Source organism: Pseudomonas ogarae, assembly GCF_014268695.2.
Taxonomy (GTDB): domain Bacteria; phylum Pseudomonadota; class Gammaproteobacteria; order Pseudomonadales; family Pseudomonadaceae; genus Aquipseudomonas; species Aquipseudomonas kilonensis.
This window is the reverse complement of the sequence record NZ_CP077086.1, coordinates 5610691-5633494: the sequence shown is the minus strand read 5'-3', so window position 1 is coordinate 5633494 and position 22804 is coordinate 5610691. Positions and strand designations below refer to the sequence as shown.

The following is a 22804-nucleotide window of genomic DNA, read 5'->3' as shown; positions in this document are numbered from 1 at the left end:
TGCTACCCAGCGCTTACCATGCTCCATATTATCGTCGTCATATCCGACCTGTGACTTCGTCCCGTGGAGTGCCTCATGCCTGCAAAAGCCCTGTTCAAACCTTTCCACCTCGGCGCGCTCGAGTTACCGACCCGGGTGGTGATGGCGCCAATGACCCGTTCCTTTTCGCCGGGCGGTGTGCCCAATGCCAAAGTCATCGAGTATTACCGTCGCCGCGCGGCGGCCGGGGTCGGCCTGATCATCACCGAGGGCACGACGGTTGGGCACAAGGCCTCCAACGGCTACCCGAACGTGCCGCATTTCTATGGCGACGCCGCGCTGGCCGGCTGGAAGAACGTGGTTGATGCGGTACACGCCGAAGGCGGCAAGATCGTTCCACAGCTTTGGCATGTGGGCAGTGTGCGGCGCATCGGCACCGAGCCGGACGCCAGCGTGCCGGGCTATGGCCCGAGCGAAAAACTCAAGGACGGCCAGGTGGTGGTCCACGGCATGACCCAGGCGGACATTGACGACGTCATCGCCGCGTTCGCCCAGGCGGCAAAAGACGCAAAAAGCATCGGCATGGACGGAGTGGAAATCCACGGTGCCCACGGCTACCTGGTGGACCAGTTCTTCTGGGAAGGCAGCAACCAGCGCACCGACGGTTACGGCGGCAGCCTGGCCAACCGCTCGCGCTTTGCGATCGAATTGATCCGTGCCGTGCGCGCGGCGGTGGGCGAAGGTTTCCCGATCATTTTCCGCTTCTCCCAATGGAAACAGCAGGACTACACCGCGCGTCTGGTGCAGACCCCTGAAGCCCTGGGAGAATTCCTCAAGCCATTGTCTGACGCCGGCGTGGATATTTTCCACTGCTCGACACGGCGCTTTTGGGAGCCGGAGTTCGAAGGCTCCGAGCTGAACCTGGCTGGCTGGACTCGCAAGCTCACCGGCAAGCCCACCATTACCGTCGGCAGCGTTGGCCTGGATGGCGAGTTCCTGCAGTTCATGGTCAACACCGATAAAGTCGCGCAGCCGGCCAGTCTGGAGAAACTGCTGGAGCGCTTGAACAACGACGAGTTCGACCTGGTGGCGGTGGGGCGTGCGCTGCTGGTGGATCCGGACTGGGCGCAGAAAGTTCGCGAAGGGCGGGAGCAGGAGATCTTGCCGTTCAGTCGCGAGGCGTTGATGACCCTGGTTTAAGCGGCGGCTTGTAGGGTCTCATCGCGGGCAAGCCTTGCTCCCACAGAGTTGTCAGTCGCTCACGCATAATGTGTTCGCTGAAGGTCAATGTGGGAGCAAGGCTTGCCCGCGATGTTTTTCAGCGTTGCGACACGGCCTGGGGCAGCGACGATTCGATCTGGCAAACCCCCCGCAACTGCGCCTCGAACTGCTCGATCACCGACGCCCAGCCCTGGCGACTGGCATGCTGGCGCGCATTGAGCCGCACGCAGCGCAAGGTCTCGCGCTCTTCCAGTAGCCAACGGGCGGCATCGCAGAACGCGTCCTCGTCCCCTGGCATTGCCAGCACGCCGTTGTAGCCGTGGCGAATATGTTGCGCCGCAGCGGCCTGATCGTAGGCCACCACGCCCAGCCCGGACGCCAACGCTTCCAACACCACATTGCCGAAGGTTTCGGTCAGGCTCGGAAAGACAAACACATCCCCGGACGCATAATGGCTGGCCAGAGCCTCGCCGCGTTGCGAGCCACAAAAAATCGCTTCGGGCAGTTCCTGCTCCAGGGCGGAGCGCTGCGGGCCGTCGCCGATCACCACCAGTTTCATCCGTCGCCCCGGGAAAGCGCTGCACAGCGTGGCGAAACTGCGCTTGAGCAGCCCGAGGTTTTTCTCCGGAGCCAGGCGTCCGACGTGGATCACGGCGATGTCATCGTCGCCCAGGCCCCACGCCTCACGCAGGCTCGCCGAGCGCTTGATCGGATGAAACAGTTGGCTGTCCACGCCGCGCGACAGCAGCGCCACGCGCTCGAAATGTCGTCGCTCCAGTTCCAGGCGCTGGCTGACGCTGGGCACCAGGGTCAGGTTGGAGCGGTTGTGAAACCAGCGCAGGTAATGGGTGAGCACGCGACTCAACAGCCCGAGGCCGTACTGTTGGGTGTATTGCTGGAAATTGGTGTGGAAGCCGCTGACTACCGAGATGCCCAGGCGTCGGGCCGCGCGCAGTGCCGACAGACCCAGCGGTCCTTCTGTGGCGATGTACAGCACGTCCGGACGCTGGCGTTTCCAGCGCCTGAGCAGTTTATGCATGGACGCCTGGCCCCACTGCAAACCCGGATAGCCCGGTAGCGGCCAGCCCCGGCACAGCAGCAACTGCTCGTCACCGGCCTGGCGTTGGTCGTCGACCTGGCGCGGCCGTATCAGCTCGACCTGATGCCCGCGGGCGCGCAGGCCTTCGTACAGGCGGCCCAGGGTATTGGCCACGCCATTGATTTCCGGCGGGAAGGTTTCGGTGATCAGGGTAATGTGCAGAGGTGTGGTCATGACCCCAGTGTCGACCGGGGCCATTTCGTCATTGTGACGACAAGATGATGGATTTGTGACCGGCTCAGCCCTGACGGGCCAACGCGGTCTCGGCGCCTTGCTCACGGACCCAGAACAACGTCGCGCCGGCCACTGCTGCCGGCATCATCAGGATGTTGACCACCGGGATCAGCAGCACCAGGTACACGCTGCCGCCAAAGCCCAGGCTCTGCCAGCGTTTTTCCCGCAGCCAGGCGAGCATCTCGTTCCAGCCCAGCTTGTGGTTGTCCGCCGGGTAGTCGATGTACTGGATTGCCATCATCCACACGCCGAACAGCAGCCACAGCGGTGCCGCCACCAGATTGACCACGGGGATGAACGACAGCACGAACAGCCCCAGGGCACGGGGCAGGAAATAGCCGAGCTTGCGCGCTTCCCGGCTGAGAGTCCGCGGGATCATGGCGATCAATTCGGCCCAACTGAAGGCCGGGAAGTCGTCGGTGCCACGGATGACCACTTCGACTTTTTCCGCGAGAAAGCCGTTGAACGGTGCGGCGATGACGTTGGCGAGCATGGTGAAGGTGAAAAACACCATCAGCACGACGAGCACCACGAACAGTGGCCAGAGCACATAGCTGAGGAAACTGAGCCAGTCTGGCAGCGACGGCATCAGCGTATCGACCCACAGGCTGAACTGATGGCCGGCCAGGTAAATCAATCCGACGAACAGCACCAGGTTGATCGCCAGGGGCAAGAGTACGAAGAGGCGCAGGCCCGGGCTCAAGACCAGCTTGAGGCCTTCTCGCAAATATTGCGGGCCGGACAGGACGGGGGCGGGCATAGGTGACTCCGAGCGAAGGTGAACGCGCCGACCTTACCGGCTTTGCCCTGCCCGGGAAAGCGGCGACATGGCGTGTAACAACGTTTCTTGAGGCGAAGACGCCTATTGAAAGGACCGCTGGGGATAGAGCTCACCTATGAGCTGGATTGTTAAACCGTATTTCCTTAATCTTCGCTCCCTCGATACGCTGCACCCATTCTTTTCCAGGACTGTCGAACCCAAGCCTTCCCCAAGTGCGTCAACGGTCCTTTTTTATTCGCGCCGCTCACCCGGCGTTCCGGCCCGCAAGGTCCGGTCAACAGGAGCAGGTCATGTCTGAAGTGCGTCATTCGCGAGTGATTATTCTCGGTTCCGGCCCTGCCGGTTACAGCGCTGCGGTTTATGCGGCCCGTGCCAACCTCAAGCCACTGCTGATCACCGGCATGCAGGCCGGCGGCCAATTGACCACCACCACCGAAGTCGACAACTGGCCGGGCGACGTCCACGGCCTGACCGGCCCGGCCTTGATGGAGCGCATGAAGGAACACGCCGAGCGCTTCGAGACCGAGATCGTTTTCGACCACATCAATGCCGTGGATTTCGCCGCCAAGCCCTACACCCTGACCGGCGACAGCGCGACCTACACCTGCGATGCCTTGATCATCGCTACCGGCGCCAGCGCTCGTTACCTGGGCCTGCCGTCGGAAGAAGCCTTCATGGGCAAAGGTGTTTCCGCCTGCGCCACCTGCGACGGTTTCTTCTACCGCAACAAGCCAGTGGCGGTGGTCGGCGGCGGCAACACCGCGGTCGAGGAAGCGCTGTACCTGGCCAACATCGCCAGCACGGTCACCCTGATCCACCGTCGCGAGACTTTCCGCGCCGAGAAGATCCTGATCGACAAGCTCAATGCCCGCGTCGCTGAAGGCAAGATCATCCTCAAGCTCAACGCGACCCTGGACGAAGTGCTGGGCGACAACATGGGCGTGACCGGTGCCCGCCTGAAGAACAACGACGGCAGCTTCGACGAGATCAAGGTTGACGGCGTCTTCATCGCCATCGGCCACACCCCGAACACCTCGCTGTTCGAAGGCCAACTGGAACTCAAGGACGGCTACCTGGTGGTGAAGGGCGGCCGCGACGGCAACGCCACTGCCACCAGCGTCGAAGGTATTTTCGCGGCCGGCGACGTGGCCGACCACGTCTACCGCCAGGCGATCACCTCGGCCGGTGCCGGTTGCATGGCAGCCCTGGACACCGAGCGCTACCTGGATGGCCTGCAGAACGCTTCGTTCTGATTCCTCGGGCACAAAAAAACCGGCTTCGGCCGGTTTTTTTGTGCCTGTCACAAGATCAACGGATGGATGCTGGACCTTGTGGGATCAGAAACAGGGCATTTCAGGCCAGCTTCGCCAAGCACGCCTCCAGGATATCCAAGCCTTCCTCCAACACGGCCGGCTCGGTCGTCAACGGCGCCAGTAGCCGAACGATGTGCCGCGATTTTCCGCTGGGCATCAGCAGCAAACCCGATTCCCGCGCCAGGGCCAGCAGTTGCGTCAGTTGTGCCGAGGCTGGGGTGCCGTCGGCGTGGGTCAGCTCGATGCCGCGCATCGCGCCGATACCGGTCAGGCGGCCCAGATAGGGCGTCAGCCCGCGGTTGCGCCAGGACTGGTAGCGACTGACGATCGCCTCCTCCTGCTGTGAGCCCCAGGCGTGCAGGTTGGCGTCGGTCATTTCATCCAGGGTCGCCAGGGCGGCGGCGCAGGCGATGGGATTGCCCGAGTAGGTGCCACCGAGGCCGCCCTTGGGCAGATTGTCCATTAGCGCCTTGCGTCCCACCACCGCACCCAAGGGCACGCCGCCGGCAATGCTTTTACCCAGCAAAATCAGGTCGGGCTCGATGCCCAGTCGCGAGAAGGCAAAGCGCTGGCCGGTGCGGCCGAAGCCGGACTGGATCTCATCGGCGATCAGCACAATGCCCTTGTCGTCGCAGAACTGTCGCAGGGCCCGGGCGAAGGGCGCGTCCATCGCCAGGAAGCCGGCCTCGCCCTGCACCGGCTCGACAATGAAACAGGCCACGTCATTCACGTCGATCTCGACGCTGAACAGCCGCTCCATGGCCTTCAAGGCTTCTTCGCCGGTGACGCCGTTGTCCTTGCTGGGGTACGGCAGGTGATACACCGGTCCGGGCAGTACGCCAACCTTCTGTTTGTAAGGCGCGACCTTGCCGTTGAGGTTGAGGGTCGCCAGGGTGCGGCCGTGAAAGGCGCCATCAAACGCGATCACGGCGGTACGGCCCGTGGCGCCGCGTACGATCTTCAAGGCGTTCTCCGCCGCTTCGGCGCCACTGTTGGTGAGCATGCCGCTGACCGGATAATCCACCGGGACAAACGCCGCCAGGCGTTCCATCAATTCAATGTAGGGGGCGTGGGGCGCGGCATTGAATGCGTAGTGCGTCAGCCGGGTGGCCTGTTCACGGATTGCCTCGACAATGCGCGGATGGCAATGGCCGAGGTTCAACACACCGATGCCGCCGACGAAATCGATGTAGCGTTTACCGTCGGTGTCCCAAACCTCGGCATTCTTGCCGTGGCTGAGGCTGACGGGATGCACGATGGAGATCGATTGGCTGATGGTTTCGCTGCTCATGGATGACGGCTCGGACGATGGAGAAATTTCCGTTATCTAAGCCGCGAGCAGAGGGGCCCGGCAAACGAAATAAAGTTGCCGGGTCAATCTTAAAAGTCGGGATGTGGGTAAATGTCTGGCTTTTTTGAGTCCCTGTGGCGAGGGGATAAATCCCCTCGCCACAGAAGCGGGGTCTATCAGCGCCGCTGCAGCGGTTGTGCCTCGAACGTCACGCCGGCCAGCCCATGGGCCATCAGCGCGCGGATATTGCCGTGATCGCTGCCTTCTGGCGTGGTCAGCACCGAACGGTAATGTTCGCCGAACGCCAGCAGTGCTTCTTCATCGCTCAAGCCTTCGAGCAGCGCCAGGCCCAGGGTCTTGCACGAGCCTTCGTTCTGCCCGGCGGCGTTTTGCACGCCACCGTTGTTGAAGGCCTGGGGCTGGTAGTCGTAACCGGCGGCGATGAAGGCCAGGGTGTCGGCGAAGGCATGTTCGCCACTCTTGAGGCGGGTACGCAGGGTATTGAGATCAGGCATCGGGTTTTCCTTTGGCGAACGCCGCCTGTTGTTCGGCGCTGGCTTCTTTCTGGTATTGGGCTTTCCACTCGGCGTACGGCATGCCGTAGACCACTTCGCGGGCGTCGTCGAGGCTGACCTCGATCTGGCGTTCATCGGCGGCGGCCTTGTACCACTTGGACAGGCAGTTGCGGCAGAAACCGGAGAGGTTCATCAGGTCGATGTTCTGCACATCCTTGCGGCTGTCCAGGTGGGCAACCAGCTGACGGAAAGCGGCGGCTTCGAGTTCGAGGCGTTGTTGGTCGTTCATGGTGTTCCCTGACGGGCAGCGACAAGCGGCGGGCTTCGAGCTGCAAATTGGATGGCGTTGATCAGGCTTGAAGTTTACCGCTTGACGCGTGTAGCGGCTACGAAGCCGCCCGGCTTGCCGCAAGGGTAATCGACACTGACTCGGCAAATCGCAAGGCGTGGGGCTTGTCGACTTCGACTTCGGCGTACAGCACCGATTCGTTGGCCATGACCAGGTCGAGCAATTCCTGGGTCAGGCGTTCGAGCAGGGCGAAGCGGTTGCCTTCCACGTGGGCGATGATCGCCTTGGTGATGGTGCGGTAGTTCAGCGCGTGGTCGATGTCGTTGTCGCGTACTGCTTCCTGGGCGGCGTAGAGGATGGTCAGGTTGATCAACACATCCTGCTTGTTGAGGATTTCATCTTCGTTGATGCCGATGAAGGTGCGCAGGCGCAGGTCCTTGACCTTGATGCGTGCCATGGCTGGCTGAAGTTGTGGCATTTACTTGCTCCGTCGAATCAATTGCAGGAACTCCTGGCGCGTGGTGCTGGAGTCGCGAAAAGCGCCGAGCATCACCGAGGTGTTCATGGTCGAGTTCTGTTTTTCGACACCGCGCATCATCATGCACATGTGCTGGGCCTCGATCACCACCGCCACGCCGGCGGCCTGGGTGACCTGCTGCACCGCGTCGGCGATTTGCCGGGTCAGGTTCTCCTGGATTTGCAGGCGGCGGGCGAACATGTCCACCAGCCGGGCGATCTTCGACAGCCCCAGGACCTTGCCCGTAGGAATATAAGCCACATGGGCCTTGCCGATGAAGGGCAACAGGTGATGTTCGCAGAGTGAATAGAGTTCGATGTCGGCGACGATCACCATTTCATCGCTGTCAGAGGCGAACAGCGCGCCATTGACGATCTGTTCGACGCTTTGTTCATAGCCATGGCAGAGGTACTGCATGGCCTTGGCGGCACGGACCGGGGTATCGAGCAGACCCTCGCGCTCGGGGTTTTCCCCCAGGCCTATAAGGATCTCGCGGTAGTTCTGGGGCAGGGATAGCGTCATGGTGCATCCTCGAAACAAGGCTATTTGACGTGCCGCCCGCCATTGACGGTCAGGGTCGTGCCGGTGACATAAGGGTTGTCCAGCAGATAACGCAGACTCTGGTAGATCACTTCGCTGCCGGGTTCGATGCCCAGCGCGGACTTGGCCAGGGCCTTGGCGCGGTAAGCCGCGTCGTCTTCGGGGTTGAACAGTAGCAGGGCCGGGGCGATGCCGTTGACCTTGATTGCCGGGGCGAACTTCGCCGCGAACGACAGGGTCAGGCTTTCCAGGCCAGCCTTGGTGGCGCAATAGGCGATATGCCGGGCGCTGCCCTTGCGAGTCACATCATCGCTGATGTGCACGATATCCGCCGGGGTTGAACGCTGCAGCAGCTCGGCGCCGTGCAGGTTGATCAGGTAGGGCGCAAGCATGTGCACGCCGAACATGGCGTTGAAGGCCGCGGCTTCGCTGCCCGGGCCCTCGGCCAGCCAGGCCGAGGCGTTGTGCACGATGGCCCGCAGCCGGTCGGTGTGCTGCTTGAGTTGTTCGATAAAGGCCAGGATCCCCGCTTCGCCGGAGAAGTCGGCAAACAGCATGACCGCGCCCAGGTCCCGCAACGTTTGCACGCCTGGGCGTTCGGTGCGATAGGTCGCGATCACCGGTTGCCCGTCTTCCAGCAATCGCCGGGCGCAATGCAGGCCGACGCGCTGGGCTGCGCCAGTGATCAGGATCGGAGCGGTGGCGCTGGACATAGGACGGCTCGGTTCACGGCAAGAGCAAAACTATAACAGCGACGCGGGGCGCCTCCTATGTCCAAAGGTGAATCCAGAGCTTCCCTGTGGGAGCGAGCTTGCTCGCGATAGCGGACTGACAGGCAATACCTGGTGTGGATGTACCTGCCTCATCGCGAGCAAGCTCGCTCCCACAGGTTTGAGGCTCCCACGGGGATCAATGTTGAAGCTGGCGACATCAATGATTCTGCGTAGCCGGCAACGTTCGCTGTGGCGCGCCGTTGAGCCAGTTCGCCAGCAGATGGGTCGACATCGGGATAAACAGGTAGACCATCAGTGGCGTCAGGATCAGCGTGCTGATGAACACCCGGCTCAACAGGCCCAGTTCGCTCAGCAGCGGCCCCAAGAGGAAATTGAACAACAGCGAGACGGGAAAAAACGCCAGCCAGATGGCCACGGCCTGTTTCCAACGTGGCGGACGCTGACCGACTGCGCCGAACCAGCCATCGATGCCACGCACCCGGTGTTCGGAGGGATGGGCAAACAGATCGCTGCCCCGTCCCAGCCAGGCCGTGCGGGAGGCCGAGTGTTCCCAGGCGTGCAGCGTCTGCTCGTCGGCAAAACGGAAGATGATCTGGAATTCATCGTCCTCGGGCGGTGGTGCGAGCACGCCCGAACCCAGGTAGCCGGGAAAGTCGGTCGCCAGTTCTTCGCCTTCGCGCAACCAGGCGATCAGATCCTGATAGCGTCCATTGGCGACGCGGCGGGCAACCATCAGGGTGACGGGTGAGGTAGACATCATGTATCTCCGTAAGACAGGCGCGGCACTCCGGGTAGGAGGTTCGCTGGGGACGCCCCGGGGTGGTGGGTAGCGTCTGGTCGCCAAAAAACAGGCAAGGATTATTCCTGATTGTGCGTAAAACAACAAAACCGCACACCGAGTACGTTTATCCTTGTCATGACATGTCCTGGGAGGGGTAAACTAGGATCCAATTTGCCAGCCGGAATTGTCTGCCAAAATGAGTGTAATCACAGAGGATGGCTTCGTTTTCCAGGCATCAGGTGCCTTGAAGCGGGAAGACCTGTTTCCTATTCGCGAAGTCGCGCGCATGACCGGCGTTAACCCCGTGACCCTGTGCGCCTGGGAGCGGCGCTACGGTTTGATCCAGCCCACCCGCACCGAAAGCGGGCATCGTCTGTATTCGTTGGGCGATATTGAAAAGGTGCGCAGCATCCTGGCGTGGATAGAACGCGGGGTGGCCGTCAGCAAAGTGGGAAAGATCCTGGCGAAGACCGAGTCGGTGCAACCGGTCTCCACGCTGATTTCATCCGATCTGATCAGGGCTGATCATGCCCGCTGGCAACAACAGGTGGCGGACGCGGTTAGCAGTTTTGACGATGTGGAGCTGGATCGCGTATACGGGCAGGTCTTTTCCACCTATACCGTGCCAATCGTCTTCCAGGACATCCTGATGCCGCTTTGGCGACAGCTACTGCAACGCCAGCAAGCGTTTGGGCAAGCCAGCGAATGGGTGTTTCTCGATGGTTTCCTGCGTTCGCGCATCATCCAGCGGCTTTTGCTCAAGCGCGAAGATGCGTCGCCGCGTGTCCTGGTCTGTGCGATTGCCGATCATTGCCATGAACTGGAGTTGCTGGTTACAGGGCTGTTCCTGTCAAAGGCGGAAGTGGGCGTCAGGCTGTTGTCGATCGGCCTGCCGTTCGAGGAACTGACCCTGGTGTGCCAGAAGATCCAGCCGGTGGCATTGGTGCTGGTTTCCAATCATGCGCCAGCGGCCGATCTACCTAAACGCTTGGGGAAGTTGGCAATGAGCCTGGATTGCCCGTTGATGCTGGCCGGTGAAGCATCCGATCTGGCACAGGAGAGCCTGGTTGGATCGTCGATCGGTTGTCTGGGGAGTGAGGGGACAGTGATGCGCCAGCGCCTGCGTCAATTTCTGGCAGGCAACCTGGATACCTAAATCAGAGGTGCATGGTCGGATGGGTCAGGCGATGTTGCTGAAGGATGTACTGGCGCAGGCGCTCCGTCTCGTCCTGGTCATTCTGGCTCAGGTGGTAGGCAAACAGGCCGCGATCGGTTTCCCGTTCGAAGGTGCCTCGCAACGAAATTCTCTCGTAGCCTGATGGGCTGAACCACAAGGCAAACTGCTTTGGCGGTTTGGTCCGACTGCGGTTCTCCAGCAATACGCCTTTGCAGGAGACTTCGTGGACCCACAGCGGTCCCGGTTGACCCTTGATATTTTCCAGCGCCACCGGCTCTTCGAGTGTCAGGCGCCATGGGCGTATCTTCGGTCCGTCCTCGTAGATGCTTGGCACACCCAGGCGCAGGTGCATCGCATGGAATTCGTCTTCCACCAGATGCAGCGGAAAGGTCATTTGCTGGTTTTCGAAATTGGCTTGCAGCGTAACCTGCTCATTTGCCGCCAGACGTGTCAGCAAGTCACGGATCTGCGACCCACCGTTTACCAGCAAGCTCGACGTGACATCCCGCTCGTTCAACTGCGGGTTGTGTTGCATGGTCCGGATGAAATCCAGTTCATCCTGCGTCAGGAGGGCATCGCGCTGCATGATCTGCTCGAAATGATAATTTACGTGTTCACTGGTGATTGTAGTGACTGACCATTAATTCGTGGTTTTGTTTGAACCGTTCGTCGCTTCGAGCCGGGCAATTGTCTCCCGCGCTTCGGCCAGCTCCTTTTCCAGCTGGGCGACGCGTTGTTGAGCCTTGACCTGGGTCGTGACGTCTTTTTGCACACCCACGAAATAGGTATGCCCGTCAGCCTGGTTTTTTACCGTGGACAAGGACAACTCATTCCAGAACGGCGTGCCGTCCTTGCGGTAGTTGCGCAGCACCTCACGACAGGCGCCGCCCTCTTTCAAGGCCTGGCGGATGGGCTCCAGCGAGGCCTGGTCCCGATCACCCGATTGCAGGAACCGGCAATCCTGATAAAGGATTTCGTCGCGGTGATAACCGGTCAATCGTTCGAAGGCCGGGTTCACGTAGATCAGGATATTGTCTTCACCTTCTTTTTCGGCGATGACAATCCCGTCGTTCGAAGCATTGATGACCAGTTGCATCAGTTGAGCGTTGATCATGGAGAGAGCCCTTTGAAACGTCCTTGTTGGAGCAGCATTCTAAAAGAAATCGATAGGCTGTCCACTGGCCATTAGGGTTGTCGAGAGCCATTCGCAGCCTGGCAGGTGCAACTGTTACTATCCTGGCTCTTTTTTCAGGTTCAGGATCAGATTGATGAAAGTCGCCATCCTTTCCGGCTCGGTGTATGGCACCGCCGAAGAAGTCGCCCGGCACGCCGCCAAACTGCTTCGCGAGGCAGGCTTTGAAACTTGGCACGACCCGCGTGCGACCCTGGCGGATGTGCAGGCATTCGCACCAGAGGCCGTGCTGGCAGTGACTTCCACCACCGGCATGGGCGAGTTGCCGGACAATTTGATGCCGTTGTATTCGGTCATCCGCGACCAGTTGCCAGGGTTCTTTCGCGGTTTGCCTGGCGCGGTGATCGGCCTGGGCGACGCCAGCTATGGGGATACCTTCTGCGCCGGCGGCGAGCAGATGTGCGAGCTGTTCGCCGAATTGGGCGTGCGCGAGGTGCTGCCGATGCTGCGCCTGGATGCCAGCGAGAGTGTCACACCGGAAACCGACGCCGAGCCATGGCTCGCTGAGTTGATCGACACGTTGCGCCCTTGAAGCGGATGCGCTGACTCGTTCGGCCAGTAAGCTGGCTGCCAATGCAACTACCGCCCCTGAAAGAGCTGACTAGACTGATTTTCTTGCGTACGAAGTTTCGATCGAAACCTATAACAAGAAACCAGGAGGTCAGAGCCGTGAGCGTAGCGCCCATCCAAACGACACTCAGCATCAAGGATCAGGTCAGTGCGGCCGAATGGCAAACCCGCGTGGACCTTGCCGCCTGTTATCGGCTTGTCGCACTGCATGGCTGGGATGACCTGATCTTCACCCATATTTCCGCGAAGGTTCCCGGTACCGAGGATTTTCTGATCAACCCATTCGGGATGATGTTCCATGAAATCACCGCCTCGAGTCTGGTCAAGGTCGATCAGGCCGGCAACAAGTTGATGGACAGTCCCTACGAGATCAACCCGGCCGGCTACACCATCCACAGCGCGGTGCATGAGGTGCGCCATGATGTGGCCTGTGTGCTGCACACCCACACCGCCGCTGGCGTGGCGGTATCGGCCCAGAAGCAGGGGGTGCTGCCGATCAGCCAGCAATCGCTGTTCGTGCTGTCGAGCCTGGCCTATCACGCCTACGAAGGGGTGGCCTTGAATCACGAAGAAAAGGCTCGCTTGCAGGCGGACCTGGGCGAGAGCAACTTCCTGATGCTGCATAACCATGGCTTGCTGACCTGCGGCGGGACGATCGCCGATACCTTCCTGATGATGTTCACCTTTCAACGGGCCTGTGATATCCAGGTCCTGGCGCAGAGTGGCGGGGCCGAACTGATTGCCATCGAGCCGCAGATCCTGGCTGGCGCCCGGGCGATGATCGCCGGGGTGACCAAAAGCGCCCAGGGCATGGGCGGCGCGTTGGCCTGGCCGGCGTTATTGCGCAAGCTCGATCAACAAGATACCGGGTATAGAAGTTGATGGCCCTGGCCCAGATTCCCCTGCGTATCTGGCGCCAGCGCAGCCAGATCTTCATGTTCCGTGGTCATGCCATTCGTTACTGGGTGGCCGGGCAGGGCGAGCCGCTGCTGCTGATCCACGGTTTCCCCACTGCCAGTTGGGATTGGCATTACCTGTGGCAACCGTTGGCGCAACGCTACCGGGTGATCGCGTGTGACATGCTCGGTTTTGGCGACTCCGCGAAACCGACGGATCACGTCTACAGCCTGCTGGAGCAGGCCGATTTGCAGCAGGCCTTGTTGGCGCACCTGAATGTGCGGGGCGCGCTGCATGTGCTGGCCCACGATTACGGCGACAGCGTGGCCCAGGAACTGCTGGCGCGGCATTACGAAGCGCGCATCCACCTCGCCAGTTGCGTCTTTCTCAATGGCGGCCTGTTCCCGGAAACTCACCGCCCGGTCTGGGCCCAGAAACTCTTGCTCAGCCCTCTGGGGTGGCTGTTGGGGCGGGCGTTCTCCCGGGAAAGCCTGGTCAGCAGCTTTCGGCAGATTTTCGGCCCCAGGACCACCCCCACTGAAAGCGAGTTGGATGATTTCTGGAGCCTGGTGCAAGCCCATCACGGTCCGAGGATCATGCACAAGCTCATCGCCTATATTCCCGAACGCCGTGTGCAGCGTGATCGCTGGTTGCAGGCGATGCAGCGCGGCGACGTGCCGTTGCGGGTGATCGACGGCGCGCTCGACCCGATTTCCGGTGAACACATGGTGGCGCGCTACGAGGCCCTGATCCCAAACCCTGACACGGTGTTGTTGCCCGACATCGGTCATTACCCGCACATCGAGGCACCCGTGCAGGTGCTCAAGCATTACCTGGCGTTTCGCGAAGCCATCGCCGCGCCGCACAGACAAATGGCCTGTTCATGACGATACCTTGTGGGAGCGAGCTTGCTCGCGAAGGCGTCAGCACATCCAGCATCTATCCTGACTGAAAGACCGCTATCGCTCGCTCCCACAGTAGATCGATTGTGAATACAGAGTTTGTGGGCGACAAAAATCCCCCTGTGGGAGCGAGCCTGCTCGCGATAGCGGTGCCTATGCCAGCAGGAAAATCGAATATGCCGCTGTGGCTTGGGCCTGCATCATCCCCTCACCTTATCGGTCACCATTCACTTGCAACCGTGTTGATTGTGACCGGCAGACTTGTGCCGGACACTCGTGCCCATCGTCCTATCGCCTGCTGGAGTTCTGCCATGAGTGAGTCTGTGCGCTTCGAAGATAAAGTCGTGATCGTCACGGGAGCCGGCGGTGGCCTGGGACGCGCCCATGCGCTGCTGTTCGCCAAGCAAGGCGCGAAAGTGCTGGTCAACGACCTTGGCGGCTCGGCCCAAGGGGAAGGGGCCAACGCCTCGGCAGCAGACCGGGTGGTCGCCGAAATCCGCGAGGCGGGCGGCATCGCCGAGGCCAACCACGACTCGGTGACCGACGGCGATAAGCTGGTACAAAATGCCCTCGACGCGTTCGGTCGCGTCGATGTGGTGGTCAACAACGCCGGGATCCTGCGGGACAAGACGTTCCACAAAATGGACGACGCCGATTGGGACCTGGTCTACCGCGTCCACGTCGAGGGCGCCTACAAGGTCACCCGGGCCGCGTGGCCGCACCTGCGTGAGCAAAACTACGGGCGGGTGATCTTCACCGCTTCCACCTCGGGCATCTACGGCAACTTCGGCCAATCCAACTACGGCATGGCCAAGCTCGGCCTCTATGGTTTGACTCGGACCCTGGCCATCGAAGGCCGCAAGAACAACATCCTGGTCAATGCCATCGCCCCTACCGGTGGCACCCGCATGACCGAAGGCCTGATCCCGCCGCAGGTGTTCGAACAACTCAAGCCCGAACTCGTCAGCCCGTTGGTGGTGTACCTGGCCAGTGAGAATTGCCAGGAAACCTCCGGCTTGTTCGAAGTGGGCGGCGGCTGGATGGGCAAGGTGCGCTGGGAGCGCAGCCTGGGGGCGGGCTTTGATCCGCGCCAAGGTTTTTCGCCCGAAGACGTCGCCGCTCATTGGCAGCAGATCTGCGACTTCGAGAACGCGGTACACCCGAACGACAATCTGGAAGCCTTGAAAGAAATGATGGAGAACCTGCAACGCCACGCCATTTAAGCCTCATTACCTGGGCCGGTTGTCGCCCGCTGCGGTAACCGTGCTCATGGAAAATATTTTTGCACCAGGGCCGCCAGGTTCGCGGCGGTTTCGATATCCATCACTCCGTCATATCTGGCCGGACGGAAGTGCAGCTGGAAGGCGCGCACCAGGCGCTGAAAACCTGTGTCTGTCGTGGCGGCCGACGTGTCATAGCCATACTTCTTGAACAGCCCAATTTGTTGTTCACGAGTCGGCAATCCGTTGCCTTGGTACACCTCCCTGTACGCCTTCTGCGTGGACTCATCAAACCAGGCGCCGATGCCTTTGGCGTACAACGCCTGCCAGGGAAACATCGGGCCTGGGTCGCTTTTTCTGCCGGCGGCAATGTCCGAGTGGCCCAGCACATTGACGGGGCCGATATCGGGATAACGCTTGAGGATGTCCAGCGCCAGCACTTCGATCGCCTCGATCTGCCGGGATTGATACGGCGGGAAGCTGAACTGCCCTTGGTTATCGGTGGCGTGATTGACGATTTCAATGCCAATCGAAGTGTCGTTCAGATTGGTTCGACCACCCCAACTGCTCACCCCGGCGTGCCAGGCACGCTGGTTTTCGTCCACCAGGTTGAAAATCTGCTGGTCGTTGAAACCGGCGTCCAGATAACTGGGATCGGTGATGTCCGGAATCAGGTAATGGGCGCTGACGGAGGCGCCGGTCAGCGCGTTGGCGGAGGATGAGAAGTTAGCCGCGGTGTAATGGAAAACCAGGAAACGAATTCGGCTGTTGTGGGCTTTTTTTGATCGATAGCTGTTGTAGTTGATTGGCATCATGGAAAGTTCACTGAGTTAAAGTCGAAGCAGAATGCTGGGCCTGACTTTCAGCCTATCAGTGGATTTTTCATGGGCTTGTAGTGAGTTTCCTGCTTTGTTGTAGGAGCAGGCATTTGGATGTCTAGGAATTAACTGGTCATAGAAGTAAGAAGGTAGAAGCGATTCTTGGATAACTAAACAACAGCCTGAAAAACTCATCCGGGGAAAATAAACCACATAAAAAAGGCCGCTGCAAAAAGCAGCGGCCTAAGCGTGACGTTGCAAAGGAGCTACAAACCAACGTCGGTAAACACGGGATGATGGACCGATACACCAATCCATCCGAAGACGGTGTGCCAGGCATGAGGGATGCCATGAGGCTTGTGCTTGCAGGCCCGCGCCCTGAAAGCCCGGCCAGCATAGGCATCGAGCCTTGCGGGAAACAGCCCGGATCCGGACATGCACCGTTGCAGGGCGCGTAACAGTCGAAGTCCGGGCATGAGTATGCGCGGCGCTGATGACCCATCATCCAGTCCATCCATGCACGGCGCAAAGGCCCACGCCGCATGGGCTGTAATCCTTTTTAGGTACAACGCGAATACCTCCTTGGTGCGCTTATCGCCCATGGCGTGCGGCAGTAGGGTGAAGCCTCTGTCACTCACCGGGGAAGACGCATGACAACAATAACAATGCGCGCCATCTTCAAGCCGCAGGCGCTGGCCGTTGCGGTGGCCTTGGGTTGCTGTGCCCAGGCGCAGGCCGTCTCATTCAACATTGGCGAGATCGAGGGTCAGTTCGATTCGTCGCTGTCCGTGGGCGCGAGCTGGGGCATGCGCGACGCCGACAAGGACCTGATCGGCACGGTCAACGGCGGTACGGGCCAGTCCTCCACCGGTGACGATGGGCGGCAGAACTTCAAGAAAGGCGAGACTTTTTCCAAAATCTTCAAAGGCCTGCACGACCTCGAACTCAAGTACGGCGATACCGGCGTGTTCGTGCGCGGCAAGTACTGGTATGACTTCGAACTCAAGGACGAGAGCCGTCCGTTCAAGGACATCAGCGACAGCAATCGCAAGGAAGGCGCCAAGTCCTCGGGGGCGCAGATTCTCGATGCCTTCGTCTACCACAACTATTCCATCGCCGATTTGCCGGGCACTGTGCGCGCCGGTAAGCAGGTGGTCAGTTGGGGGGAAAGTACCTTCATCGGCAACTCCATCAACAGCATCAACCCGGTGGACGTGTCCGCGTTCCGTCGCCCCGGTGCGGAGATCAAGGAAGGCCTGATCCCGGTGAACATGCTGTTCGCCTCCCAGGGTTTGACTGACAAGCTGACAATCGAAGGGTTCTACCAGTTGGAGTGGGACCAGACCGTGGTGGATAACTGCGGTACGTTCTTTGGCAACGATGTCGTGGCCGATGGTTGCACCAGTGGCTACACCGTGGGCAGCCCGGCGATCGCGCCGTTCGTGCCATTGACTCAGGCCTTTGGCCAGGGCATCGAGGTGAATGACGAAGGCGTTGTCATTGCTCGCAGCGGCGACCGTGACGCCCGTGATTCCGGCCAGTGGGGCACCGCGTTGCGCTGGCTCGGCGATGACACCGAATATGGCCTGTACTTCATGAACTACCACAGCCGTACACCTACCGTCGGGACCACCACGGCGGGGCTCTCGACGCTGGCGGCGTTGCCGGGAATGGTCGCGATTGCCGAGGGCCTGGCCCCCGGCAGCGGTGCGGGCCTGGCGCAAAGCGTGATGCTGGGGCGCGGTCAGTATTACCTTGAATACCCGGAAGATATCCGCCTGTACGGCGCCAGTTTCTCCACGACGTTGCCCACTGGTACCGCGTGGACCGGCGAAGTCAGCTACCGCCCCAACGCACCGGTGCAGGTCAATACCAACGACCTGACCCTGGCGCTGCTTAACCCGATTGCCGGTGGCGCGGCTTCACCTATCGCGACCTCGGCCGGGGCGGATAACACCGGCTACCGTCGCAAGGAAATCACCCAGGTCCAGAGCACCCTGACGCACTTCTTCGATCAGGTACTGGGCGCCGATCGCCTGACCCTGGTGGGCGAGGCGGCGGTGGTGCATGTCGGTGGCCTGGAGTCCAAGGACAAGCTGCGTTATGGCCGCGATTCGGTCTACGGCCAGTACGGCTTCAACGGCGACACCGATGGCTTCGTCACTTCCACCTCCTGGGGCTATCGCGCCCGGGCGATTCTCGACTACTCCAACGTGATCGGCGGGGTGAACTTCAAGCCCAACGTGTCCTGGTCCCATGACGTGGCTGGCTACGGTCCCAACGGCTTGTTCAACGAAGGCGCCAAGGCCGTCAGCCTCGGTGTCGATGCCGACTACCGCAACACCTACACCGCCAGCCTCAGCTACACCGACTTTTTTGGCGGCGATTACAACGTTCTCGAAGACCGCGATTTCCTCGCGCTGAGCTTCGGCGTGAACTTCTGATCTGGCTGACAAGGAAAACCCAATGCGCAAGATGATCCTGCAATGCGGTGCCCTGGCCTTGAGCCTGCTGGCCGTGAACGTGATGGCGGCGGTCTCGCCGGATGAAGCGAACAAACTGGGCACCAGCCTGACGCCGTTGGGCGCGGAAAAAGCCGGCAATGCCGATGGCTCGATTCCGGCCTGGACCGGCGGCATTGCGAAAAACGCCGGGGCCGTGGACAGCAAGGGTTTTTTGGCTGACCCGTTCGCCAATGAAAAACCGCTGTTCACCATCACCGCCGCGACCGTGGACAAGTACAAGGACAAGCTGTCCGAAGGTCAGGTCGCGATGTTCAAGCGCTACCCGCAAACCTACAAGATCCCGGTCTACCCGACCCATCGAAGCGTGGGCCTGCCGCCGGAAATCTACGAGTCGGCCAAGCGTAGCGCCCTCAACGTCACGTCCATCAACGACGGTAACGGCCTGTCCAATTTCACCGGCAACCGCTACTACGCCTTTCCGATTCCGAAGAACGGCGTGGAAGTGCTGTGGAACCACGTCACCCGTTATCACGGTGGCAACCTGCGCCGGGTCATCACCCAGGTCACGCCGCAAACCAATGGCAGCTTCACGCCGATCCGCTTCGAAGAAGAAATCGCCGTGCCGTTCCTGATCAAGGACGCCGACCCGGAAAAGGCCAGCAACGTGCTGACCTATTTCAAGCAGTCGGTCACCGCTCCGGCACGACTGGCCGGTAACGTGCTGCTGGTGCATGAGACCCTCGACCAAGTGAAGGAACCGCGCCTGGCCTGGATCTACAACGCCGGCCAACGCCGTGTGCGTCGCGCCCCGCAAGTGGCCTACGACGGCCCGGGCACCGCCGCCGACGGGTTGCGCACCTCCGACAACTTCGACCTGTTTTCCGGCGCGCCGGACCGTTACGACTGGAAGCTGATCGGCAAGAAGGAAATGTACATCCCGTACAACAGCTACAAGCTCGATTCGCCAAGCCTCAAGTACGACGATGTGATCAAGGCCGGCCACATCAACCAGGACCTGACCCGTTATGAATTGCACCGGGTCTGGGAAGTGGAAGGTACGGTCAAGCCCAGCGAGCGGCACATCTATGCCAAGCGCCACATGTACTTCGACGAGGACAGCTGGCAGGCGGCGCTGGTGGATCACTACGACGGTCGCGGCCAACTGTGGCGGGTGGCCGAAGGTCATGCCCAGTTCTACTATGACCATCAGAACCCGGGCTACACCCTCGAGGCGCTCTACGACATCATCGCCGGTCGCTACATTGCGTTGGGGATGAAGAACGAAGAGAAACACAGCTACCAATACGGTTTCGAAGCCAAGGCAGCCGACTACACGCCGGCGGCGCTGCGTTCGGAGGGGGTTCGATAAGTCTGGCTGTTGGAAAGATAACTGTGGCGAGGGGATTTATCTGTGGGAGCAAGGCTTGCCCGCGATGGCTGCACCGCGGTCTGAAAGCTTGCCCGCGTTATCGTTCATCGCGGGCAAGCCTTGCTCCCACAGAGAATCCTTTCCCCGCAAGCTTGTGCCTGACTTGATAATCGTGATCGACCGGCAGCGCTCCTGCCGGTCGTTTTTTTATGGGCGCCAATCAGCGCGCTGAATACTTCTCCAAAGCTCGGCGACACAGGACTAGGGTGGTGAGATAACAATAAACAGGATTTTCCCCCATGACCGCCATGACCCCGTGTCCAGACCGTCCAGGATTGCTGCCGCGCCTGTCCTCGACGCATCTGCCGCGGCGGTCCCTGAGTGAGCCGCTGCTGACGTCCGAAGCGCGGGTAAAACTGCTCTGCGCGCCAGCGGGCAGTGGCAAGAGTGCGTTGTTCGCCGAGTGCTTCCTGCAGGCCCCCACCGACTGTCGGCTGCATTGGTTGCCACTGGGGGGCGCGGCGTTGAGCGCGGCGCAAATGTGCGAGCACCTGGCGCAGGCCCTCGGGCTGCCCCTGCTGGACGAAGCGGGACTGCTGGCCCACCTGGCGCGTTTGCAAACCCCCACATGGTTGTTCCTGGATGATTACTGCCGGGCGCCGAATCCCGAACTGGACCAGTTGCTCGACCGTCTGTTGAACACCAGCAGTCCGGCGTTGCACCTGTGGTTGAATGGCCGCCGCCGTCCCCACTGCAACTGGCCGCGGCTGTTGCTTGATGACGAGCTGCACGAGTTTGATGCGCAGGCGTTGTTCTTCACCCCTGACGATATCCAGCCACTGCTTCGTCATCTGCCCGGCCCCCAGGCTGCCCGCACCGCCCGCGAGGTGATTCAGCGCAACGGTGGCTGGTGTGCCGGGGTGCGCATCACCTTGCTTTCGCGCTGCGAATGGGCGCGCAGTCAGGCGACGCCAGGACGGCCGGGGACCTTGCTCGACTACTTGGAGTACGAACTGTTCAGCACCCTGACCCCGGATCTGGCGCAGGCCTGGCGTGTGCTGGCGCATCTGCCGCGCTTCAATGCCCGGTTGTGTGAGCACCTGTTCGGCGACACCGTGGGTGCGCAATGCCTGCCGCTGTTGCTGGAGCTGGGGTGTTTCATCGAACCGTGGGAACAGACCTCGGACTGGTTGCAGATCTTCCCGGCCCTGGCCCGGCTGGTACGCGAAGAGCCCTGGTCCCAGGGACGTTCCTGGCATCGACGGGCCTGTCAGTGGTTTGCTGCCGAGCAGGACTGGCAAATGGCGTTCGAGCAAGCCATGTTGGCCGAGGAGTTCGAGACTGCCGTGAGTTTCTTGCAGCATCTGAGCTTCGAGCACGTCTTGCAGCGCCGCAACGTGGTGCTGTTGCTGGGCTTGCACGATCAACAAGGCGAAGCGCTGACCCTCGGTACGCCGCAATCGGTGGGGTTGGTCACCGCTGCGCTGTTGTTCGCCGGACGCTTCGACGAGGCATCGATATGCATTGAGCAGATGGCCCGGTTCCTGCCGCAGCCTTCGGCCTGTCGGCAGCGGCAGGTGCTGGCCAGGTGGCTGGTCTTGCAGGGCTGGTTGTTGCACCTCTCGGGCAATGGTGAACCGGCGCGCGAGCATTTCCTCCAGGCCCAGGCCAGTCTGGACCCCGACGCCTGGACCCAGCGGGTGCTGTGCCTGGGAGGGCTGACGCAGCAGGCGCTGCTTGCAGGCGAACTGGCCTCTGCGCAATGGATCAACCGCCAGGCACTGTGCCTGGCGCGTGCGCAAGGCTCGCTGGTATTCGAAGGATTGCTGGAACTGGACCACGCCCAAGTCCTGGAGCAACGTGGCGCGCCTCACCGAGCAGATCATCTGCTGGCCGCCGTTCAGGCGCTGCTGGATAAACCGGGCCAGGATTTTTCCCCGTTGTTGGGACGTATTGCTCTGCGGCGCGGGCGCCTGGCATTGCGCATGGGCTTCGAGGAACGGGCCGCCGAGCAGTTTCAAACGGGCCTGGAAACGGGCCTGCACAGCCAGGACAAACAGGTGCTCTATGGCTTTCTCGGAAAGGCCGGCCTGGCGGCCAACCAGGGCGACTATGGCGAGGCTTTCATGCAATTGCGCGATGCCGAGCGGATCATGCAGCAGAGACACATCCCCGACACCGTTTACCGTGGCGTGTTGTTGCAAACCAGTTGCCAGTTCTGGTTGCAACAGGGGCGGGCGGAGCTGGCCCATGAGGCCTTGACCCGCGTCTTGCGCCATTTTCACGGACCGCAGGCCAAGCACGCGCCTCCCGCGACCCTGGAGTTGATCGCGCGGCTTGAATACCTGCTGGTGCTGGCCGAGGTCTACCTGCAACGGGCACAGGATCCGCAGGCGCGCCTGCAAGCCATGATCGACCGGGCACAGCAGAGTGAAATGCACAGCCTGGAAACCGAACTGCACCTGGTGTTGACGGAGGTTGTCTGGTTGTCCGGCGATCGTTCCCAGGCCCGGACACTCCTGCAAGAGGGGCTCCAGCGAGTCACTTGCTGGCGGGCCCAGCAAGCCTTGTGCGAGCTGCGCTTGCGCCAGCCCGAGCTGGTGCGCTGGGCACAATCGGCAGAGCCGGTCGAGCTGCCTGCCAGCGCCGAGGACACCTTGCTCAGTCATCGCGAACTGGAGGTCCTGGAGCTGATTGCGCAAGGTCATTCAAACCAACAGATTGCCGAAAAGCTGTTCATATCGCTGCACACGGTGAAAACCCATTCGCGGCGAATCCACAGCAAGTTGGGCGTACAGCGGCGTACGCAGGCGGTGGCAAAAGCCAAGGTCATGGGGGTGATGGGCTAATGTCCCCATCGGCAACTGATCACCCTCATCTCAATGATCTAGTGATCAGGA

At 61.0% G+C, this 22804-nt stretch carries 22 protein-coding genes; 10 read left to right on the top strand and 12 right to left on the bottom strand.

What is annotated here, in order from left to right:
• The first annotated feature begins 75 nt into the window (after positions 1-75).
• Positions 76-1179: an NADH:flavin oxidoreductase gene (locus HU749_RS24830; protein ID WP_079302615.1), complete on the top strand. Its 1104-nt coding sequence runs from the start codon at positions 76-78 to the stop codon at positions 1177-1179.
• Between the two features lie 118 nt (positions 1180-1297).
• Here HU749_RS24830 and HU749_RS24825 read toward each other — a convergent pair whose 3' ends face one another.
• Together HU749_RS24825 and cysZ are read right to left on the bottom strand one after the other, a co-directional pair.
• The gene (locus HU749_RS24825; RefSeq protein ID WP_095974499.1) at positions 1298-2497 is read right to left on the bottom strand and encodes a glycosyltransferase family 4 protein; all 1200 of its coding nucleotides are present in this window, start codon (positions 2495-2497) and stop codon (positions 1298-1300) included.
• Positions 2498-2537: 40 nt separating this feature from the next.
• Entirely contained in the window at positions 2538-3293 is a 756-nt protein-coding gene (gene cysZ, locus HU749_RS24820) for a sulfate transporter CysZ (protein ID WP_014340153.1), read from the bottom strand.
• 311 nt (positions 3294-3604) lie between these two features.
• On the opposite strand from cysZ, the gene trxB reads away from it, so the two are divergent.
• Positions 3605-4567 (top strand): thioredoxin-disulfide reductase, encoded by a 963-nt coding sequence (gene trxB / locus HU749_RS24815; RefSeq protein ID WP_003205459.1) that lies wholly within the window; start codon positions 3605-3607, stop codon positions 4565-4567.
• A gap of 100 nt (positions 4568-4667) precedes the next feature.
• On the opposite strand, the gene HU749_RS24810 is transcribed toward trxB, so the two are convergent.
• The 7 genes from HU749_RS24810 to HU749_RS24780 form a co-directional block, all read right to left on the bottom strand.
• Entirely contained in the window at positions 4668-5918 is a 1251-nt protein-coding gene (locus HU749_RS24810; RefSeq protein WP_079302613.1) for a 2-aminoadipate transaminase, read from the bottom strand.
• A gap of 176 nt (positions 5919-6094) precedes the next feature.
• The gene (locus HU749_RS24805) at positions 6095-6433 is read right to left on the bottom strand and encodes a HopJ type III effector protein (protein WP_046063558.1); all 339 of its coding nucleotides are present in this window, start codon (positions 6431-6433) and stop codon (positions 6095-6097) included.
• Complete coding sequence (locus tag HU749_RS24800; protein WP_186651859.1) at positions 6426-6722, bottom strand: DUF1244 domain-containing protein; 297 nt, start codon at positions 6720-6722, stop codon at positions 6426-6428. Before HU749_RS24800 ends, HU749_RS24805 begins: the two co-directional genes overlap by 8 nt.
• A gap of 97 nt (positions 6723-6819) precedes the next feature.
• A complete protein-coding gene (gene folX / locus HU749_RS24795) occupies positions 6820-7200 on the bottom strand; it encodes a dihydroneopterin triphosphate 2'-epimerase (protein WP_014340149.1) in 381 nt (126 codons plus the stop codon).
• Positions 7201-7761, bottom strand: coding sequence for a GTP cyclohydrolase I FolE (folE, locus tag HU749_RS24790; protein ID WP_014340148.1), 561 nt, complete (start codon positions 7759-7761; stop codon positions 7201-7203).
• Between the two features lie 20 nt (positions 7762-7781).
• On the bottom strand, positions 7782-8492 hold the full coding sequence (gene folM, locus HU749_RS24785) for a dihydromonapterin reductase (protein ID WP_079302612.1): 711 nt from the start codon (positions 8490-8492) through the stop codon (positions 7782-7784).
• A gap of 217 nt (positions 8493-8709) precedes the next feature.
• Positions 8710-9270 (bottom strand): antibiotic biosynthesis monooxygenase, encoded by a 561-nt coding sequence (locus HU749_RS24780; RefSeq protein WP_186651857.1) that lies wholly within the window; start codon positions 9268-9270, stop codon positions 8710-8712.
• 220 nt (positions 9271-9490) lie between these two features.
• Between HU749_RS24780 and HU749_RS24775 the strand changes: the two genes are divergently transcribed.
• A complete protein-coding gene (locus HU749_RS24775) occupies positions 9491-10450 on the top strand; it encodes a MerR family transcriptional regulator (protein WP_186651855.1) in 960 nt (319 codons plus the stop codon).
• Between the two features lies 1 nt (position 10451).
• On the opposite strand, the gene HU749_RS24770 is transcribed toward HU749_RS24775, so the two are convergent.
• On the bottom strand, positions 10452-11057 hold the full coding sequence (locus tag HU749_RS24770) for a hypothetical protein (RefSeq protein ID WP_014340144.1): 606 nt from the start codon (positions 11055-11057) through the stop codon (positions 10452-10454).
• 54 nt (positions 11058-11111) lie between these two features.
• A complete protein-coding gene (locus HU749_RS24765) occupies positions 11112-11585 on the bottom strand; it encodes a PAS domain-containing protein (protein WP_079302610.1) in 474 nt (157 codons plus the stop codon).
• 154 nt (positions 11586-11739) lie between these two features.
• On the opposite strand from HU749_RS24765, the gene HU749_RS24760 reads away from it, so the two are divergent.
• The 4 genes from HU749_RS24760 (at position 11740) to HU749_RS24745 (ending at position 15255) form a co-directional block, all read left to right on the top strand.
• Positions 11740-12195 carry a flavodoxin gene (locus HU749_RS24760; RefSeq protein WP_079302609.1) on the top strand — a complete coding sequence of 152 codons (456 nt, stop codon included), beginning with the start codon at positions 11740-11742 and terminating at the stop codon, positions 12193-12195.
• Between the two features lie 137 nt (positions 12196-12332).
• Positions 12333-13115: a class II aldolase/adducin family protein gene (locus HU749_RS24755; RefSeq protein WP_046063565.1), complete on the top strand. Its 783-nt coding sequence runs from the start codon at positions 12333-12335 to the stop codon at positions 13113-13115.
• Positions 13115-14017, top strand: a complete 903-nt coding sequence (locus HU749_RS24750) for an alpha/beta fold hydrolase (RefSeq protein ID WP_186651853.1) — start codon at positions 13115-13117, stop codon at positions 14015-14017. Before HU749_RS24755 ends, HU749_RS24750 begins: the two co-directional genes overlap by 1 nt.
• A gap of 326 nt (positions 14018-14343) precedes the next feature.
• A complete protein-coding gene (locus HU749_RS24745) occupies positions 14344-15255 on the top strand; it encodes an SDR family oxidoreductase (protein ID WP_079302608.1) in 912 nt (303 codons plus the stop codon).
• Between the two features lie 44 nt (positions 15256-15299).
• Here HU749_RS24745 and HU749_RS24740 read toward each other — a convergent pair whose 3' ends face one another.
• Positions 15300-16067, bottom strand: coding sequence for an N-acetylmuramoyl-L-alanine amidase (locus HU749_RS24740; RefSeq protein WP_172436043.1), 768 nt, complete (start codon positions 16065-16067; stop codon positions 15300-15302).
• Between the two features lie 653 nt (positions 16068-16720).
• Here HU749_RS24740 and HU749_RS24735 point away from each other — a divergent pair.
• The 3 genes from HU749_RS24735 to HU749_RS24725 all read left to right on the top strand — a co-directional run bounded on the left by HU749_RS24735 (position 16721) and on the right by HU749_RS24725 (position 22753).
• On the top strand, positions 16721-18514 hold the full coding sequence (locus HU749_RS24735) for a DUF1302 domain-containing protein (protein WP_079302607.1): 1794 nt from the start codon (positions 16721-16723) through the stop codon (positions 18512-18514).
• A gap of 22 nt (positions 18515-18536) precedes the next feature.
• Entirely contained in the window at positions 18537-19904 is a 1368-nt protein-coding gene (locus HU749_RS24730; RefSeq protein ID WP_053189837.1) for a DUF1329 domain-containing protein, read from the top strand.
• Positions 19905-20203: 299 nt separating this feature from the next.
• Positions 20204-22753, top strand: a complete 2550-nt coding sequence (locus tag HU749_RS24725; protein WP_186651851.1) for a helix-turn-helix transcriptional regulator — start codon at positions 20204-20206, stop codon at positions 22751-22753.
• The last annotated feature ends 51 nt before the right edge of the window (positions 22754-22804 follow it).